General features: G+C 50.6%; 22 protein-coding genes. 7 read left to right on the top strand and 15 right to left on the bottom strand.

Translation table 11 applies throughout. From position 1 onward, the window contains the following. Window positions 1–76 precede the first annotated feature (76 nt). From ACR9FF_RS29975 to ACR9FF_RS29990, 4 genes are all read right to left on the bottom strand, one after another. The gene (locus ACR9FF_RS29975; RefSeq protein WP_435167905.1) at window positions 77–1,105 is read right to left on the bottom strand and encodes an ABC transporter substrate-binding protein; all 1,029 of its coding nucleotides are present in this window, start codon (window positions 1,103–1,105) and stop codon (window positions 77–79) included. A gap of 193 nt (window positions 1,106–1,298) precedes the next feature. Beyond that, on the bottom strand, window positions 1,299–2,153 hold the full coding sequence (locus ACR9FF_RS29980; protein ID WP_435167908.1) for a hypothetical protein: 855 nt from the start codon (window positions 2,151–2,153) through the stop codon (window positions 1,299–1,301). Next, complete coding sequence (locus tag ACR9FF_RS29985) at window positions 2,134–2,631, bottom strand: RNA polymerase sigma factor (protein ID WP_127494802.1); 498 nt, start codon at window positions 2,629–2,631, stop codon at window positions 2,134–2,136. Before ACR9FF_RS29985 ends, ACR9FF_RS29980 begins: the two co-directional genes overlap by 20 nt. Window positions 2,632–2,825: 194 nt before the next feature. Then, window positions 2,826–3,692: an SDR family oxidoreductase gene (locus ACR9FF_RS29990; protein ID WP_435167911.1), complete on the bottom strand. Its 867-nt coding sequence runs from the start codon at window positions 3,690–3,692 to the stop codon at window positions 2,826–2,828. Window positions 3,693–3,885: 193 nt separating this feature from the next. Here ACR9FF_RS29990 and ACR9FF_RS29995 point away from each other — a divergent pair, with 193 nt between their 5' ends. Next, window positions 3,886–4,464 carry a TetR family transcriptional regulator gene (locus ACR9FF_RS29995; RefSeq protein WP_435167914.1) on the top strand — a complete coding sequence of 193 codons (579 nt, stop codon included), beginning with the start codon at window positions 3,886–3,888 and terminating at the stop codon, window positions 4,462–4,464. Window positions 4,465–4,507: 43 nt separating this feature from the next. Here the strand turns inward: ACR9FF_RS29995 and ACR9FF_RS30000 are convergent, their stop codons facing one another. The 4 genes from ACR9FF_RS30000 to ACR9FF_RS30015 all read right to left on the bottom strand — a co-directional run bounded on the left by ACR9FF_RS30000 (window position 4,508) and on the right by ACR9FF_RS30015 (window position 8,432). Then, window positions 4,508–5,338: a sugar phosphate isomerase/epimerase family protein gene (locus tag ACR9FF_RS30000; RefSeq protein ID WP_435167917.1), complete on the bottom strand. Its 831-nt coding sequence runs from the start codon at window positions 5,336–5,338 to the stop codon at window positions 4,508–4,510. A 126-nt stretch (window positions 5,339–5,464) separates the two neighbouring features. Continuing rightward, window positions 5,465–5,905 (bottom strand): SRPBCC family protein, encoded by a 441-nt coding sequence (locus tag ACR9FF_RS30005; RefSeq protein ID WP_435167920.1) that lies wholly within the window; start codon window positions 5,903–5,905, stop codon window positions 5,465–5,467. A 108-nt stretch (window positions 5,906–6,013) separates the two neighbouring features. Continuing rightward, the gene (locus ACR9FF_RS30010; RefSeq protein WP_435167923.1) at window positions 6,014–7,570 is read right to left on the bottom strand and encodes an SAM-dependent methyltransferase; all 1,557 of its coding nucleotides are present in this window, start codon (window positions 7,568–7,570) and stop codon (window positions 6,014–6,016) included. 91 nt (window positions 7,571–7,661) lie between these two features. After that, window positions 7,662–8,432, bottom strand: a complete 771-nt coding sequence (locus ACR9FF_RS30015; protein ID WP_435167926.1) for a TerC family protein — start codon at window positions 8,430–8,432, stop codon at window positions 7,662–7,664. 178 nt (window positions 8,433–8,610) lie between these two features. Between ACR9FF_RS30015 and ACR9FF_RS30020 the strand changes: the two genes are divergently transcribed. Continuing rightward, window positions 8,611–9,129 carry a cupin domain-containing protein gene (locus ACR9FF_RS30020; RefSeq protein ID WP_435167929.1) on the top strand — a complete coding sequence of 173 codons (519 nt, stop codon included), beginning with the start codon at window positions 8,611–8,613 and terminating at the stop codon, window positions 9,127–9,129. Here ACR9FF_RS30020 and ACR9FF_RS30025 read toward each other — a convergent pair. Together ACR9FF_RS30025 and ACR9FF_RS30030 are read right to left on the bottom strand one after the other, a co-directional pair. After that, entirely contained in the window at window positions 9,126–9,740 is a 615-nt protein-coding gene (locus ACR9FF_RS30025) for a histidine phosphatase family protein (protein ID WP_435167932.1), read from the bottom strand. The two genes, ACR9FF_RS30020 and ACR9FF_RS30025, sit on opposite strands and share 4 nt — an antisense overlap. Before the next feature lie 106 nt (window positions 9,741–9,846). Next, the gene (locus ACR9FF_RS30030) at window positions 9,847–10,554 is read right to left on the bottom strand and encodes a DNA alkylation repair protein (RefSeq protein WP_317978943.1); all 708 of its coding nucleotides are present in this window, start codon (window positions 10,552–10,554) and stop codon (window positions 9,847–9,849) included. 219 nt (window positions 10,555–10,773) lie between these two features. On the opposite strand from ACR9FF_RS30030, the gene ACR9FF_RS30035 reads away from it, so the two are divergent. Further along, window positions 10,774–11,838: an SDR family oxidoreductase gene (locus tag ACR9FF_RS30035; protein WP_435167937.1), complete on the top strand. Its 1,065-nt coding sequence runs from the start codon at window positions 10,774–10,776 to the stop codon at window positions 11,836–11,838. Here the strand turns inward: ACR9FF_RS30035 and ACR9FF_RS30040 are convergent. The 3 genes from ACR9FF_RS30040 to ACR9FF_RS30050 all read right to left on the bottom strand — a co-directional run bounded on the left by ACR9FF_RS30040 (window position 11,828) and on the right by ACR9FF_RS30050 (window position 13,392). Continuing rightward, the gene (locus tag ACR9FF_RS30040) at window positions 11,828–12,211 is read right to left on the bottom strand and encodes a winged helix-turn-helix transcriptional regulator (protein ID WP_201003011.1); all 384 of its coding nucleotides are present in this window, start codon (window positions 12,209–12,211) and stop codon (window positions 11,828–11,830) included. The two genes, ACR9FF_RS30035 and ACR9FF_RS30040, sit on opposite strands and share 11 nt — an antisense overlap. 108 nt (window positions 12,212–12,319) lie before the next feature. Next, window positions 12,320–12,946 carry a nitroreductase family protein gene (locus tag ACR9FF_RS30045; protein ID WP_317978947.1) on the bottom strand — a complete coding sequence of 209 codons (627 nt, stop codon included), beginning with the start codon at window positions 12,944–12,946 and terminating at the stop codon, window positions 12,320–12,322. A 98-nt stretch (window positions 12,947–13,044) separates the two neighbouring features. Continuing rightward, window positions 13,045–13,392, bottom strand: coding sequence for a winged helix-turn-helix transcriptional regulator (locus ACR9FF_RS30050; protein WP_127494760.1), 348 nt, complete (start codon window positions 13,390–13,392; stop codon window positions 13,045–13,047). Between the two features lie 141 nt (window positions 13,393–13,533). Between ACR9FF_RS30050 and ACR9FF_RS30055 the strand changes: the two genes are divergently transcribed. Together ACR9FF_RS30055 and ACR9FF_RS30060 are read left to right on the top strand one after the other, a co-directional pair. Beyond that, entirely contained in the window at window positions 13,534–14,424 is an 891-nt protein-coding gene (locus ACR9FF_RS30055) for an alpha/beta fold hydrolase (protein ID WP_201003015.1), read from the top strand. After that, window positions 14,421–14,930 carry a dihydrofolate reductase family protein gene (locus tag ACR9FF_RS30060; protein ID WP_201003017.1) on the top strand — a complete coding sequence of 170 codons (510 nt, stop codon included), beginning with the start codon at window positions 14,421–14,423 and terminating at the stop codon, window positions 14,928–14,930. Before ACR9FF_RS30055 ends, ACR9FF_RS30060 begins: the two co-directional genes overlap by 4 nt. An 18-nt stretch (window positions 14,931–14,948) precedes the next feature. On the opposite strand, the gene ACR9FF_RS30065 is transcribed toward ACR9FF_RS30060, so the two are convergent. Further along, window positions 14,949–15,302, bottom strand: a complete 354-nt coding sequence (locus ACR9FF_RS30065) for a winged helix-turn-helix transcriptional regulator (protein WP_435167944.1) — start codon at window positions 15,300–15,302, stop codon at window positions 14,949–14,951. A 141-nt stretch (window positions 15,303–15,443) separates the two neighbouring features. On the opposite strand from ACR9FF_RS30065, the gene ACR9FF_RS30070 reads away from it, so the two are divergent. Beyond that, complete coding sequence (locus ACR9FF_RS30070) at window positions 15,444–15,797, top strand: DoxX family protein (RefSeq protein ID WP_435172249.1); 354 nt, start codon at window positions 15,444–15,446, stop codon at window positions 15,795–15,797. 90 nt (window positions 15,798–15,887) lie between these two features. Here the strand turns inward: ACR9FF_RS30070 and ACR9FF_RS30075 are convergent, their stop codons facing one another. Beyond that, a complete protein-coding gene (locus ACR9FF_RS30075) occupies window positions 15,888–16,730 on the bottom strand; it encodes an SDR family oxidoreductase (RefSeq protein ID WP_435167947.1) in 843 nt (280 codons plus the stop codon). Between the two features lie 137 nt (window positions 16,731–16,867). Here ACR9FF_RS30075 and ACR9FF_RS30080 point away from each other — a divergent pair, with 137 nt between their 5' ends. After that, window positions 16,868–17,437: a TetR family transcriptional regulator gene (locus ACR9FF_RS30080; RefSeq protein WP_435167950.1), complete on the top strand. Its 570-nt coding sequence runs from the start codon at window positions 16,868–16,870 to the stop codon at window positions 17,435–17,437. The last annotated feature ends 16 nt before the right edge of the window (window positions 17,438–17,453 follow it).

Here is a 17,453-nt window from a genome sequence, read left to right on the forward strand (position 1 = left end):
GTCCTTCAACCTCCTTTATAGAGACAAAGAGGTCCGCCGGGAGCCCCATCGGGATGTACCAGCGAACCATCGAATATTATTGACTCAAAATTTGAACGGCGTCATCCAGTTGGGCATGAAAGGACATCACATCGTAAGAGAACCACAGATCCGGATTTACGGTATAGACCTTGCCGTTTTTTACGGCCGGGAGGTTTTTCCACAAGCTGCTTTCATTCACTTGCTTCGCGAAATCGGGATCATTGTCGAAGGTTACGAGGAACAGCCGGTCCGCGGAAGCAAAGTCTGACAGCTTTTCGAGCGAGATAGTAAGACCATTCTCGTTATTGCCCTTCGCCCACTCCGTCTTTACCGTATCGGTCATCGGGAATTGCAAAGAATTGAACAAGGTGAAGCCTACGTTTGAATCGCCGTACACGCGCAGCTGGTTCATTTCATAACCGCCGATCGCCACAACGCCAAACGTCTCGCCCGGCTTCACGGTGGAAGCAAGCTTAGCGCGTGCGTCTTCGGCTTTCTGGTTATAAGCCGTTATCCAGGCATCCGCCTTGTCGCTCAGCCCCAGAACCGCGGCAGTCTCTTTAAAATGCTCAAAGGCATCGTGATCCGCCCATTGAATGACGATCGTTGGCGCGATCTTGCTCAAGTTCTCAAGCTGATCCTTGTTCCATTCGGCAACGATAATAAGATCGGGCTTCAGCGTGAGGATTTTCTCCAAGCTGGGATTATTCGCTGCGCCAATATCTTCGATTCCGTCGATCTGATCCTTGATAGCAACAAAGTTCGTCAGCAAGTGCGAAGCTGCGCCAACCGGCTTCACCCCTACCGCAATCATCTCCGGCAGGTATTGCGTCGCGATGATCCGCTGCGGATGAGTCGGAATGACGACCTCACGGCCAAGCGCGTCCTTATAGGTATAGGTTGCCGGTTCTTCGCTTGCAGCAGGCGTGGCCGACGGCGTTTCCTCAGCGGCCGAATTGGCGGAAGGAGATGCCCCATTCGAATTTGAATTGGAGTTCGAGTTGCCGCATGCGGCTAGTAAAACCATCATTAGAATAAAAGCACCAAGAAGCGCTGAACGGCTTCGGACAGACTGAATGAGCATAACCGACTTCCCCTTTAATATAATAATGATATTCATTATCAATTATTATAGAGAGCAGCTATTCTTTAGGCAATGTCGGATATGGACATTTACCGTCCGAACCATGTCCAGATTGTACATTTTCTCCGAATGCCGAACCGTTGCGACAAAAAGAAAAGCGCCTGCAGTCAGGCGCCTCTCCCGGGTATGGCTATTATTTTTGCGGAGCGAAGTTATTGTAGATACGTGTTGCGTTTACCTTGCCGGAGCTCAGGTCATCCGTTGTAAAGCCGGATACCGCGTTGCCCACTTTGAATTCTTTTTGCAGCAGCTCGTCGGATTGTTCGCCGGCGGTTGGCTCCGTGATTCCCATGATCGTGTCCGGAGTAACCGTTACCCATACGTCGTTCACTTTGAAGCTTTTGCCGTCGGCGCTTACTTCGGAGATAAAGCCGTCGATGTTAACGGCCATTTTACCCGTCGTAGCAGGCTTTCCTGCGTCTTCTTTCTCAGGCGCGATCAGGTTGTAGATCACGTCAGCCGTAACTTTGCCGGTGCTTACATCCTGGGAAGTATAACCGGATACGATGTCCCCAACTTTAAACTCTTTATTAAGAAGCTCTTGGGACGGCGCTGCCGCTGTTGGCTCGCTGCTTCCCAGCTGCGTTTTATCCGTTACTTCCACCCACAGATCGCCTACTTTAAAACTTTTGCCGTCCTCGCTTACTTCGGAAATAACGCCGTCGATGTTAACCGCAACTTTGCCCATAATAGGAGGCTTGGAAGTCGCTTCAGCTGTTTGCCCTTGATTCGTTGGCGTGGAAGCCGGGCTGTTGTGATTCTGGTTTACGCTAATGACGCCAACCGCCAAAATCGCCGCTGCTGCAATACCTACTGTCCAACCTGTCAATTTCTTTTTGCTTTTTTCCATTTCAATCGGCTCCTTTTGATTTGTAGGATTATGTGAAGTCTTCTCTAATTCCAGCATCAACTTCTGATAGGTTGCCTCTTTGAAGTCGTCGCTGGTTCGCAATTGAGACATCGCGGACTTATAGACAGATTTCTTCATTCTCCAGGCCTCCAATCTTATCTTTTAAGAGTGCGCGTCCTCTGGCCAGCCAGGTTCCTACCGTTGCGGCCTTCGCCTGCATAATAACGGCAATCTCCTGGATCGAATATCCTTCGTAATAATGAAGATGGATCGGAATCCGATACTTCTTGTCCAAGGAGAGCACCGCCTGCAGAACGTCGTTTTCTTCCTTGGGGAGGTAGCTCAGGTCTTCGGGAACAGGGTTTCTGCTTTTGAACCAGCCGGTCTTCAGCATATTTTTGCTTTTATTGATGGTTGTTCGAATCAACCAAGCTTTTTCGTGTTCGCTGTTCTCGAAGACAGGACGCTTCTGCAGATACGTCAGGAAAACCTCCTGCGTCACTTCTTCCGCATCAGCTATATTTTTCAAATAAGCGAAAGCAATCTTGATCATGCTTTGCGAATATAGATCCAAGGCCCGTCGCACAGATTCATTGAGCTCATATGAATTGTACACCTCAGCACCTCCTTTCACTTGTAATACAACTGAGTGCCCCATTATTTTTCATTCATGCGTTATTTTTTTTAGTAGACGTAATGAGAGGCGGAAATGACTGCAAAGATTCGGCTAGTAAAATAGCCCAAACGCCAAAAAGGCACATTCCCCTGCCTGCCGGGCAGGTTGAGGAATGTGCCTTTCTATAAGATAAATTATAAAGAGCGGCCTGCAAGTGAAGCCCTTAGAACTTCCTTCATGCCAATAGGCTCCCTGCCAAGCAGCCGGGCCAGCGTATCGTCCGTACGCGCGAATTCGCCGTTGCGCATTGCCTGGAAGAGCCCGACGAACATATCCGCCCGCTCTTCGGGAAGTCCATGCGCGATAAGTCCTGTTCTATACGCTTCATCGGATATGACAACCCGCTTAATCGGACAGCCGGTTACTTCCGAGGCAAGCGCCGCAATACCGGCGAGGTCAAAGGTTTCCGAAGCTGTAAGGATGGGCGTAATCCCCTCCAGAGTTCCCTCGGTCATCGCGATAGCCGCAGCCTCGGCCAAGTCGGAATGGGCTGTCCAAGCTACCGGCCCGTCTTCCGGTGCCGCCAATATCCCCGTCTGAATGGCATCTCCAAGCATCATAATCGCCGAGCCCGCATAAAAGCCATTGCGCAGCGAGGTAAACGCCCTGCCCGATGCTTGCAGCAGCATCTCCGTAGCCGCATGGTCTACCATGGGAGGGAAGGAGGATTCTCCCGAGGATCCCATCTGGCTCGTATAGTAAATGTGTTGAACGCCGGATTTGATGGCTGTCTCTATCGCCGTTCGATGATGCTGGAATGCCTCCTCCCCGAGATTGTTGGAGGAAACGATAAGCACCTGGGATGCCCCTTCAAAAGCATACGCCAGACTCTCCGCGTCGTTATAATCCCCCTTGCGGACGCGGACGCCCCGTTCTTGAAGCTCCTTCACCTTGTTCGCATCCCGGACGCTAACGCCAAGCTGTCCGGCCGGAACACGCTCAAGCAGCTGATTTACCACCATTCGGCCAAGCTGGCCGCTTGCTCCCGTAACAATAATCATAATAAACATCCCCTATCCCATAAAAGTTTAATGCTACAATGTTGTTTAAATAACACCGTTGTGTATACTACATGTAACAATTATATTAGGCGGTCCGGGCAGCCCTAACAATCAGCAATGAAGCCCTTTGGTTGCTTACGCAACACGGAGCTGTTTTTGTTGGTTTCCCCCTAATGAAGGAGAGAAACGCAAGATGCCTGTCAACGCGAACGATCCCCGCGTCAAACGGACGCGTCAGCTTCTAATGCAGTCTTTTATGCAAATTCTCGAGGAAAAGAAAAATATATACTCGATATCGGTACAGGATATTGCAACGCGGGCTACAGTAAACCGTGCCACCTTTTACGCCCACTTCCAGGATAAGTACGCGTTTCTCGAAAGCTGGATGAGCGAAAAGTTCCTGAAAAAACTGGAGAACGAGCTGCCAAACGGCGCTCTATCCGACATGCTAAGCTTAAAAGCGCTTATTGCATCCGTGTTTGACTTCCTTTCCCGCACCCGGCAATATATGACCCCCGGGGACAGTCAATTTGAGCCGCTGTTCGAGATTGCCATGCAAAAAGAGCTAAACCGGCTTCTTCTCGATTGGCTGAACAAAGAGGATTCCTCCGCCCCTCGGACAATCGTGGAGGCCACCGCGCTTCTTGTCAGCTGGGGAATCTTCGGATCCGCCGTACAGTGGAGCCGCAGCCCTCAAAACCGTCAAATGGATACGATGGTGCAGGATGTATTGGTCGTGGCAGCGGCAAGCCTCTCGCCTGTTATGGAATAAAAAAACACTCCCGGCAATGGGAGTGTTCCTCTGATTTAGAATGTTAACGCTGCCTTGCAGCCATCCGGCCTTCCCGCACAAACCTTGCGGCTTCCGCCATCTGCGCTTCGCTTACGGCCTCCATTGTCGCAAAGCCGTATGGCTTATGCTGCTCAAGCAGCTCGAAGAATAACGGATAGTTCAGCTCGCCAAGACCGGCTGCCGTTTCTATTAAGGTACCGTCTGCCGCGCGGTTCAAATCCTTCACGTGGGCGCTTACGATGCGCGGGCCAAGCAAACGGAAAGCTTCGTGGATTGTATGATCCTGATTCTCGAACCGAGCCGGATTCATTAAATTGCAAGGGTCCATTACGACGCCCACGCAAGAGGATGGAAACCGTTCAATCGTCTCGGCCAAGGTTTCAGCCGTATCGATCATATGTCCCTGGGCCGCCTCCAGCCCAATCGTTACGCCCCAGCGCTCCGCCTCTTCAACAAGCTCATCAAGCGCTCGGTTTAACCGGTCTATGTGCTCCCCGCGGCGCTCCGGATCCGTTACTCCGCCAACCTCCGTCGCCACAATCGGCGCGCCGAAATGCCGTGCATTCCGAAGATGCTCTTTAAAGCGGTCTACATTATGGCGGTAAACCTCATCATCGAGATCGACCAGACTCGCATAACAGCCCAGCACCGCAATACGGACGCCATTTTCCGCAAATGCGCCGCCGACCTCCTGTGCAAGCCCGGGGCTTAGCTTGCCAAGTCGCGAGTCTACATCGGAGAACGCTTTCCCCAGCGCTAATTGAACATATGGAAATCCGTTAGCGGCTATCTTGGCCGCCAATTCTTTATAAGGCAAAGTTCCAAGCAAATGAGCTAAAATTCCGACTGACATGATAACCATCCTCTCACGTTTCATCTGAAATCTACTTGTCTCTCATTATACGTTGTAATGCCCGGATGGCAAGGCGCAACAAACGTAAAGAAACCCGCGCTTCGCCCGAAGCAACGGGTTTCCTAACTAGCCTTCCTGCAAAACAAGGTTTAACCGATCAAAGTTCTGCTCATTGCCGTCGGCCGCATAAGCCTTAACCGCTTCAAAGGTCTTCTTGTCCATGAACAGCTGACGGAACGTTAATCTCGCGCGGCCGTCCAAATCCTCGAATATAGCCGTCACCCGGAACTCGGGATTGGACATATGCTTAAGGACAATCCGCTCCAAGGGTACAATCTCCTCGAAGACATTATGATTCTCATAATCCACGCCGTTTGGGCCATGCATCGTAAACCGCCAATTACCGCCCGGCCTGATCTCGAACTCATGGAAGGTATTCGTGAAGCCGTTAGGTCCCCACCAGCGCTTAAGCAGCTCCGGATTTACCCATGCTTCAAACACCCGTTCACGTGAAAATTCGAACTCGCGCGTCGAAACAATCTCATTCTCGCCAAGAATTGCAGCCATAATTAATTCACTCCACCTTCCGTGTATTCATTCATTAGAGATTAGCGCTAACTGTTTACCGGTAGCCTAAGCATAATAGATGACGTTACGTAAGGTTCAAGCGTTTTTTTAGGCGAGCTCAAAATTTTTCATCAATGCCCTTGCTTCCTCGTGGTCAGGTTCAAGCCTCAGCAGTTCCCCTAAGTAATGCAAAGCCTGTTCTTCCAGCTCCAGCTCGAAACAGCATATGGCCAGACAATAAAAGACGGTAGATACAATCTCCTCTTCGTCTTCCTCAACGGAAATCTCCAGGAACCGCTTGGACTCGCCGTACATGTCCATTTCGAACAGCAGCAGGCCCGCTTCAAGCGCCAGATCGTACTTCTGCTCCATCACGTAATACGACGACCACATCCGCTCGATTCCGAGCAGAATATCTTCCTTCTCCTCATCGAGGGCTTCCGCCATCAGACTCGAAATCCGCTTCGTGCTCTGGATAAAGAATTCCGCGTCGTAGCCGCCAAGACGCCAGAAGCTCAGGATTTGCCGAAGCCCCATATCGTCGATATAGCGGTCTAACCACCACTTCAAACTGTAAAAATCATCCGGTCCGAAACGCTCCACGGAGCGGCGGTACGCCAGCCTGGTCTGGTAATAGTCCTGCGGCGAATTCACGCTGATCATACAGCCGATATTGATATTGTCATAGTGATGCGAAGGGAACATGACCAGAGCGCCGCTGCGTTCCAACACTTCCCCCATCGCATGATAGTTCGCCGTCAGAGAAAAGCTGCCATGAAAGACAAGCTCCGGCGGTTCCGCAAACTTCCAGTGCTCGAGCAGGTGATCCCCTTTATCCGCCGTCAGCAGCACGATTCCCGCCTGAGATAACTGATTCAGCCGGTCCAGGCAAGCCAGTGAGGCCTCCGGGAATAAAATATGCGAGTCCTCCAGCTGCTCTTGATAGACGGCAATAACGTCGCGGTAAGGATAAGACGCATCCTCGTACTGCGGCGCGCGCCGGAGCTCGTAGCTTAAAGCGATTTGCGACAGCAGCTCCGACGGTTTAAGCGAATCTTTGTCTTCAGGGTACTTTACCAACACATCGGCCTCATATACCTGACCTTCGCCTATATAGAGCAGCTCCTGCGGAATACTGTCAAAAAAGTAGTTCGCCACAATGACGAGAGGCTGCCGCAAGTCTCCCCTGCGGATCGTTTCTCCCGATGCGGCCAGTGCTAATTCCGAATCTTGGACAGCATCAAACCGGGCAAAATCAAGCATTCCCCGCTCGATAAAAGACTGAAGGGCAGGATGCTTCCGCCAAGCCTCCACATTGTTTACAGCAAGGTCGGTCATGATATACCGGAACGGCGGAACCGCGATTCCCGCAAAGTCTATTAACCGGCTTAACTCATGCAGCACATGGAAAGCGAACCGGCCAGCCCCTGCTCCAAGCTCCACAATCTGAACAGGCTCCAGGTTTTGTCCTTGATTCGCTCTGTCCTGAAGAAATCCGAACAGCATATCGGCATAAGCCGCCGCAATCATCGGATTACTCGTAATATATTGAGGAACCTGATCGTTATTCCAAGCCCTCAAGCCTTCTTCTTCGTAATATTGCCTGTTTATTTCCCAGATTGGCGCTTCGCTAAAGCGGTAGCGCTGCGTATTTGAAATCGTCATCTATTCTTAACCCTGCTTTCTGTACTTCGAACAATACTTCCTATATTACCTTAATAGAAGGCATTTTACGAAATTTAGGGTCAAATCCCGCTTAAGAGGCTTCTGCCTTCTGCGTTTTCTTCCCTGGAGCGAACCAGCCAAGAAGCGCAATGGCGACCAACACGCCATAGAACACAATCGTCCAACCCGTGCTATGAGGGAAATCATGATTCAGGACGCCGATGTCCTCATGGGCTAGCGTAATGACGGCCAGCTTTACCCCAACCCAAGCTACGATGGCATATGCCGTAGTCTCGAGTGCCGGGCGATCGGCAAGCAGCTTCACAAACCAGGTAGCGGCGAATTTAATTAGGACTAGGCCCGCAATGCCGCCAAGCAATACGACCGCGAATTTGCCTCCATCCATACCGCCAAACTCGCCAAGCGGAGAATCCGGCAAACCAAGCGCAAGAGCTACCGCAGCCAGAATGGAATCAATTGCAAACGCGAGATCCGCGATAGCGATTTTGCTTACTGTAGGCCAGAAGCCGGAACCCGCTTTTTGTTTCTCGTCTTTGTGAACATCCTCGTTCTTTTTGCCAAAACGCGCCTGAATAATGTGCTTTAAACCCAGGTATAGCAGATACGCTGCGCCAACCGCCTGTACCTGCCAGACATTCGCAATGAAAGAGATTGCGAATAGAGCGCCAAAACGAAAAACAAACGCCATAATAATACCGTAGTTAATCGCTCTTTTCTTCTGATCGTCCGGTAAATTCTTGGCTATTACCGCAAGCACCAGTGCGTTATCGGCGGATAACAAGCCCTCCAATCCTATCAGGATTAGCAATGCCCACGCATACTCCAGCCAAATCGATTCCAACGTGGATTCCCCTCTCTTCGAACATAATCGGTATGAGTAAGTTTCTCTTGTCCGTTAATGCATATACGTAAGAAATGCTCAAAGGAGTTCACTTTTTTCCCGCAATTTGATTTCCTTTGGTTAGGCACACGCATAGGATAAAGAAAACGACATGCTCTCGGGAGGAGAAAAAGGGAAAATGCACAGCTATCCTTACTATCACAATCAATGGCACAGCTTAATGCCTAACGGCTACAATGGAACTCCGCATTATTATAACTGGGCCAACAGCCATCCAGCTTTTTATTACAGGAATATGATTTTGCAGGATTACGGGAAGAAACCGCTTGTCGTAAATATAGATCAGGCGGCAAAGCAAAACGATAATTATCGTACAGCCCTCTGGACAGGGGATCATTTTCAAGTCACTTTAATGAGTATTAATCCCGGTGAAGATATCGGCCTTGAGGTTCATCCCCATACGGACCAATTTATTCGGATCGAACAAGGCCAGGGGCTGGTTCAAATGGGAAACAGCAAAGAACAGCTGGACTTTCAGACCATGGCCTACGAGGATTATGCCATACTTATCCCCGCAGGCACATGGCATAATGTCACAAACACGGGCAATGTGCCGCTTAAGGTTTACGTGATCTATGCCCCTCCTCAGCATCCATTCGGCACTATTCAGCCAACAAGACCGGCCGAACATGCTTAAGGCGAGTTCAGCTCATTCAAATCAAAGCGCCCGGCGATGTCGTAGCCATTACCTTGGCCTTTTGGTTTAATAACAACCGTTCCTAATGATTTTATCTCTCCTAATCCAATGCCCGGCGGGAAGCTATGAGCAATGATAACCTTGTTAGTCCCTGGCGACGGGGGGATTTCCAACTGGGACGATAATGCTTTCAGAGCAGCTTCCTGCTGGGCAGGAGGAACGGAACCGCCTAATTGATAGATCTGGACCCAAAACGGGTCCGTGCGGACATTGCCTGCTCCAAAAGCCAGTTCGGCCGTTTCTTTCGTCCTGCAAAACGGGCTTGCTACAACCGGCATCTGAACGGGGATATGCAGTTGGCGGAGCGCGTTTCCATAGCTTATAGCCTGACTCCTGCCAGTCTCCGAAAGATTTCTTTGGGTTGAACAATCATTGAAGTTGATTCTTGGCGAGTCGGCGCCAACCGTTGCGTCTCCATGCCTGACATACAGGATGTAGCCTCCTTGTTGAAGGGACTTTAGCAAGGAGGGGTCTGCGGGCATAGCTTCAGCCGGGGTCACTTGCAACAGGCTGAATATGAACAAAATACTGAAAACCCAAGCCTTTTTCACGTTTTTCCTCCTCTGGATATAAGCGTTCCGTGAACTAGTATCCGCAAGGAGAAGAAAATAAAACCAATAAATAAAAGCACCCGGAATCCGGGTGCTTTTATTTATCCTAACATCTTACATACTTGCGTTTGAAGCCAACCTGCCCTCTACCTAAAAACTTCTCGATATTAACGGCAGCGTTGATGTGCTTGCTTTTCTTCGTGTCTTGACCGACCTCAACCGGACCTACTTCCTTCGCGATCTCAACCGCCTTATCATGAAGCGGCTTGTACGATATGGCCACCGTGTACAAGAAATTGTTCATCGAATATTTCGTCCGCTCGGGAGCATCGTGGATCGTATTTTTCACCAGCTCCAGCATGCCGGCGATTTTCTCCTCGGAGAACTCGCTGTCCTTGCGATTGCCAAGCAGCCAGCAGTAGCAGCTCCAGCCCGCCGACATCTTCAGCTCTTCGCCGCTTGCAATCCATTTATCCGACACCTCTTGGGCGATGTCCGTCTCGGATAAGGTGACCGCCACCACATAGTCGGAGATCATATAGAAATACGCGCTGTCGATCCAACGCTCGAAATCCGCCTCGGTCATCGCCTTTGGTTCGGCAATGATCCCGGCGAAATACATGGCATCATAATTGCCTGTTGCATACAGCTGATCGGCCAGCGGCTGATTATGTTTGATTTTGCGGAAAATAGGCTTCATCTCGCCTGTCGCCACGCCAAACAGCGGTTCGTGCGCGCCATTGCCCATATAAATCTTCTTGGTTCTTTCCTTGCCAAGCCCTTCAAGCTCCTGCATGACCTCTTCTAGAATCATTGTTCGCACATCCTTCGGAATGGATTGTTGTCAGGGCTATCGCCTTCTTCCTTGAATATACCATAAAAACGCCTACCCTCTCATTAGGACAAAAAAGACACCTTCTTCAAGTAACTGCCCATGGTTACCTGAAGGTTCGTATAGGAGTTGAAAGTGCGTACTTCACGGCTTCCCTTTTCTGTTTCACAATAGTCTTCAGAAGCAGAGGAGGAATGTTAGATGAGAACAACAGACACATCCCAAACAGCCCTGGTCGTAGGTGCAAACGGCGTAATCGGACGGAATCTTATTGATTATTTGAGGACGCTTCCCGAGTGGGATATTATCGGCGTGTCGCGCCGCGGCGGAGAGGCTTCCGATCGGGTGCGGTATATCGCGGTTGATCTTCTGGACGAAGCGGATACCCGGGAGAAGTTAAGCGGCCTGACCGCCGTCACGCATATCTTTTACGCTGCCTATCAGGATCGGCCGACGTGGGCTGAGCTTGTGGCCCCCAACCTTGCCATGCTCGTCAATGTAGTCAATGCCATTGAACCGATTGCGCGGGATCTGCAGCATATCAGCCTCATGCAAGGCTATAAAGTATACGGGGCGCATCTTGGTCCCTTCAAGACGCCGGCGCGCGAGACGGATGCCTATCATATGCCGCCTGAATTTAATATCGATCAACAGCAATTTCTTGAGCGTCGGCAACCGGAAAGCAGCTGGACATGGTCGGCCCTCCGTCCATCGGTTGTTGCCGGTTTTGGGCTAGGAAACCCAATGAACCTGGCGATGGTTATCGCCGTCTATGCTTCCATGTCCAAGGAGCTTGGGCTGCCGCTTCGTTTCCCGGGAAAACCCGGGGCTTATCACAGCCTGCTGGAGATGACCGATGCGAATCTGCTTGCCCGCGCAACCGTATGGGCGGCTACCGACGAACGCTGCGCCAATCAGGCTTTTAACATTACCAACGGCGACCTCTTCAGGTGGAATGAGCTCTGGCCGAAGATCGCCGCCTATTTCGGCCTGGAGACCGCCCCTCCGTTACCGATGTCGCTTGAGGTCGTTATGGCGGACAAGGAACCTCTCTGGAATGCCATGGTCGATAAATATGATTTGCAGAGAATCAACTATAAGGAAGTCTCCTCCTGGCGGTTCGGAGATTTCGTGTTTTCCTGGGATTACGACTTCTTTGCCGACGGCTCAAAAGCCCGCCGCTTCGGGTTCCATGACTATATCGACACGGAGAAAATGTTTATGGACATCTTCGAGGACTTCCGCCGGCGGAAGGTCATTCCGTAATTTCATCGGCAGATACTGGAGGCTGGAACAGAACCTTTCCTTTGCCGCCGTACTTTTTGTCAATATACCCATCGCCCCACCGGCACATCGCATGCAGGATATCCTTCAGACTCCACCCGTAATCCGTTAACTCATATTCGACCTTCGGAGGTATCTGATTATAGGAAATGCGGTTGATGATTCCATCCCTCATGAGTTCATTTAGTTGCTGCGTCAGTACTTTTTGCGAGATCTCGGGGATTAGGCGCAGGAATTCGCCATTACGCTTCTTGCCGAATGTAAGATGGAACAATAGGACCGGCTTCCACTTGCCTCCGATCGCTTCGAGAGTGGCTTCGACCGCGGTATTGAAAATTTTCTCTTCATTTTGCATAACCTGGAATCGCCTCCTATGCTCAACTTTATCATTTTACCTCTAACAGGAGTACCATTCCGAAGCAAAATAAAGGGCGTCCATACGATGGACGCCCTTCCCTTTTATTTAGAAACGCTCAAAGCTGACGAACTCGCCAACCGGCTTGCGGTAGCCGCGTACCCGGCGGTTCGATGTATCTTCTTTCCCGATGCCAATGAGCAGAGCGGGAACATAACGGTCCGGCACGTCCAGCGTCTTCATCATCGCCTCCGGATCAAAGCCGATCATCGGGCTCGTGTCCCAGCCTTTCTCTTTCGCGGCGAGCATGAACAGCATGGCGGATAGATTCGCGTTGCGGATAGCCTCGTCCCGCTTGAAAGCTTCGCCGCGCTCTTCGTAAAATTGCTGCACGGACTCGACGGTATGATCAAACTCTTGTTTATTAATAACGCCGAGATGCAGCAGCCCTTCATTAAGCTCAGCCGTGTTCTGATGCGCATCCAGGTGGCCGAGTACAAGAATAACAGCCGAGGCGGTTTTTACTTTATACTGCTTGTTTGCCGCTTCATATACTTTCTGCTTCATCTCCTCATCCCTAACGACAACATAATGGGCATGCTGCAGATTGAAGGACGACGGCGCGTATTTCACAAGATCAAAAATCTCGTTCAGCTCTTTATCTTCAATGGAAACCCCTTTAATAAATTTGTTTGCGGATCTTCTCTCTGTAACTACGGATACGAAATCGTTCATTTCGTCCGCCTCCTCTATGTATAATTTGTATGCGTGTGTTATCTTTAATTTAATTATCTTAACTTTAAGACATTTGAAATGGAAAGGCAAGCCTTTTTTTAAGCCTGCCTGCTCTCCTTCTTCTCTTGTGCCAGATAGGCGCCATACTGCTGGGTCCACGTCCACATTGCTTCAAAAATCGGCTTCAGGCCCTGGCCGCTCTCCGTCAGTTCATATTCGACATGCAGGGGTACGCCCGGATAAATCGTGCGGGTGACAATTCCCTTCTCCTCTAACAACCGCAGGCGGTCCGTTAAGGTTTTGGGGCTGATCGGCTCCAGCTTACGGCGCAATTCTCCAAATCGCCGGGTCCCGTTAAACAGTTCGAATAAAAGAAGAAGCATCCATTTGCCATCTAAAATCTCCAGAATCGGTTCTACCGTGCCCGGACAGGATTGGTCCATCATCCTGCTTCCCTCCCATAGTTCATTTTTTGAAACTATTGCACATTAATGTAACTACTTTTCAAATGTACCATACCTCCCTTATGATGTGAATCAAGCAAGAAAGAAAAAGTTAATAAATGGATTCGAAGAGGAGGCTGAACGTTGAATAGACCCTTTAAGTTAGATCCTGCAGAGTATCCGTTTACCGATCATTGGCTGCCCTACCGTGACGGTCGCATTCATTACCTGGATGAAGGGCAAGGACCAACGGTTCTTCTGCTGCACGGCAATCCGACTTGGTCATACCTGTACAGGAATGTGATCAAAGAGCTTCGCGGGGAATGTCGTCTCGTTGCTCCGGATTACCCGGGGTTTGGCATGTCAACGGCTCCCGAAGGCTATCGGTTTACGCCGCAAGAGCAATCGGAAGCCATTCAATATCTCATTCGTCATTTGGAACTACGGGACTTTGTTCTTGTCGTTCAGGATTGGGGAGGTCCGATCGGGTTGAACTACGCCGTACAGCACCGCGAGAACCTTCGCGGGATTCTCGTGATGAATACATGGGCCTGGCCGGCGACCATTTTACCGATGAAACTGTTCTCGCTCGTTATGGGGGGATGGCCAATCGGGTATTGGCTTCAGACACGCCGCAATTTTTTCGCCAAAGCGATTGTGCCACACGGGATTTACCAGACCGGCAAAGTGACGGACAGCTTGCGAAAGGCTTACACGGACCCGTTCCCTACCCCGAAATCCAGAATACCTACCTGGGTCTTTCCGGGACAAATCCGCAAGGCGCGGGAGTGGCTCGCCGGTATCGAATCGAAACTGTCGAACTTGGCCGATCTGCCCGCCCATATTCTATGGGGAACAAAGGACAGCGCGGGCTTCCCGCTTGGGCAAATGGTCAAATGGCAGCGCTATTTGCCTTTTAATGAAACCGAAATACTGGAGGATGCCTCGCATTATGTACAGGAGGACCGGCCGGACCGGGTAGCGGCATCCATTCGGGAACTTATGAACAGAACCAGAGGAGGAGTATTACGATGAAAACGATTTTATGGGCAACATTAAGCGCCAACGGTAATTACGCGCAATCGGGTCCCGAAAACCCGCCAACCAAGGAAGCCTTGCAAGACTTCGCAGCGCAGGCTGGAGCAGCAGGGAACTTTATTGTAGGACGCCGGACCTTCGAAGGAATGCGGGGCAGCGGCAATCCCGGCCCATTCGGCGGAATCGACATCGTGGTTATCTCCAGGAACACAGCGGAAATCCCCGGGGTAAAGGTTGCGAAATCGCCGCAAGATGCCTTGGAATACCTGCAGGAGCGAGGGCATCAGACTGCTCTCATTAGCGGTGGAGCGGATATCCATAATTCGTTTCTGGCTTCGGGTCTGGTAGACGAATTGATCTTTAACGTGGCGCCTGTATTAGAGGGTAAAGGGTTAAATCTTGTCACGGAGAAAGATCGGTACCAATTCAAACATGTAGAACTGTTGGACTGCAAGCCGCTAGGCGGCGGTGTCGTTCAACTGCGTTATGGCATCGACAGATAAGTTGCAGTTGCATGCGGATCAATCGGACTTTTTCTCTAAACGATCTGCCCCGTGCAGCGATTCCATATGCTCGATATGCTCCTCGCCCCAATCGTTCATTACCTGCAGCACTTTGCTTAATCCTTGGCCGTATTCCGAAATCGAGTATTCGACTTTGGGAGGGACCTGATTATACACCTCGCGGTGAACGATATCGTTGTACTCAAGCTCCCTTAATTGCTGAGTAAGCATTTTTTTGTTAATGTCCGGTATGGCTTTAAGTAGCTCGCTGAACCGCATCGTCCCGTTGGCGATAAGCTGGAGCAGAATAACGGGCTTCCACTTGCCGATCAATATATCGAGCGCCGATTCGAATTTGCAATATTGTTTCATGATCCTTTCCCCCCCTTATGCTGCGCCTAGGTAACTTTTTATTTCCTTTGTTTAGATAAAGTGCCTACTTCCTTCTATGGATAACTCGGGTCTATTATACCTTACAGGAGCTAAACAAAGAGAAGGAGGAAGGCATTTTTGATGAATATCACGTTATGGATTATTCAAGGGCTTACGACTCTAGGCTTTATTTACTCGGGGTGGTTGAAGGCTTTTCAATATGAGAAAGCTAAAGCTTCTTGGGGTTGGATAAAGGACCTTCCGAAGGGACTTGTCCTTTTTATCGGGCTGGCGGAGCTGCTTGGAGCTATTGGAGTTATTCTTCCCGAAGCGCTTGATATTGCGCCAATCCTGACGCCCGTAGCCGCTGCCGCGCTTGCCGTTATTATCTTGCTTGGTGCGGCGCTTCATGTTAGTCGAAAAGAATACCGGGAACTTGTCGTAAACCTTGTCTTTATCCTATTGGCTTTATTTGTTGCGATAGGTCGGTTTTAAGCCGCGCAACGCGGCGCGAAAAAAAACAGCCCTCCGCCTGGCCAGCAGCCGGGTAGAGGGCGATTAGATTCCAAGCATAAGCTCCTTAGCTTAACCTTCCTTCGGAAAATCCGTTGAGTAGGCGAGCTCCTTCTGTGCCTCCAGCTCCTGAAGACGGCCGGTCAGCGCCTGATGAAGAACCTGATAGCAATCGCTGCCAAGGGCAATTCTTTTGGGTGCGGGATGCTGGTCAACGCTGTCGATCATAATGGCGGCCATCTTGGCCGGATCCCCGATGGAGACGGCTGTTTTATCCTCTACGATCTTTCTTGCCTGAGCTGCCGGAGAGATATCGTAAGCTTCCATTCTGGAAGCAAGCTTTATGCTGTGATGCCTGAAGTTCGTACGCGCTCCGCCTGGCTCCACGATGGTAACGCCGATATGGAAAGGAGCCACTTCCTGCCTTACGGCCTCGATAAAGCCCTCGATTCCCCACTTCGTCGCATGATAGAGCGACCCGCCCGCGAACGCGGCTTGTCCGCCTACGGTTGAGAGCTGTATGATTCGCCCTCCGCCCTGCGCGCGCAAGTGTGGCAAGGAAGCCCGTACCAGTTGGATGGAACCAACAAGGTTGGTGTTGATCTGATGGGTAATCTGTTCATCCGTCAGTTCCTCCGCCGCGCCAATAAGGCCGTAGCCTGCATTGCTGACAACAACGTCGATGGTGCCCAATTGATCGAAGGCCCGGTTAACAACCGTATAGATTGCCGGGGTGTCGGTCACGTCAAGATGAGCCACCCACAGAAGATCGCCGTACTTTTCCTTAAGATCATCCACCACGTCCAGATTACGCACCGTACCGACCACGCGGTCGCCCCGCAGCAGAAGTTGCTCCGTCATATGCCGGCCAAAGCCGCTGCTAATCCCCGTAATAAACCAAGTCCGTTGTGCCATCGTTCATTCCTTCTTTCTTGGAGGTTCTGATCAGCATTTTATAACTTATAACTAACCAGTTAGTTAACTATAGTTCTTTCTAGCCGGTTAGTCAAGTATGATATACTAGGTCAAAAATGAACGAAGGATGATTACGAATGAGAAATGCCGAAGCGACGCGCGAACGGATTCTGGAAGCCGCTATGGACGAGTTCTCCACTTTCGGCATTGCCGGGGCACGGGTCGACCGCATTGCCAAAACCGCCGGCTGCAATAAAAATCTAATCTATATTTATTTTGAAAATAAAGAAACGCTTTTCACTACGGTTCTGCAAAAGCATCTCGACCAGGCGTTCGAAGGCATTCCCTTCTCGCTTGACGATATTTCGGGCTTTGCCGTCAACGTCTTTAATTTCGCTATGGCCAATCCAAAGATTATGCGGCTGCTTATGTGGTTCACGCTGGAGCAGAATACGGTCAGCAGTCTTCCCGTACGCGATGTCGCCCATGGACAGAAGATAGACAAAATAAGCGAAGCGCAAGCAAGCGGCAAGATAAGCTCGACCCTTCCCCCCGCTTTTCTTCTAACGTCCATCATGACGATTGCGACCTCTTGGGCGGCAACCAATCCTTTTGGTCCCGGACTGAATCCGGAAGCGGCGAAGAATCACGATGCACTGCGTGAATCCGTCGTCAAAGCGGTCGAGCTGCTGCTTCAAGCCAAATAAATAAACGCCCGATGAA

Source organism: Paenibacillus glycanilyticus (genome assembly GCF_051200795.1).
GTDB lineage: Bacteria > Bacillota > Bacilli > Paenibacillales > Paenibacillaceae > Pristimantibacillus > Pristimantibacillus glycanilyticus.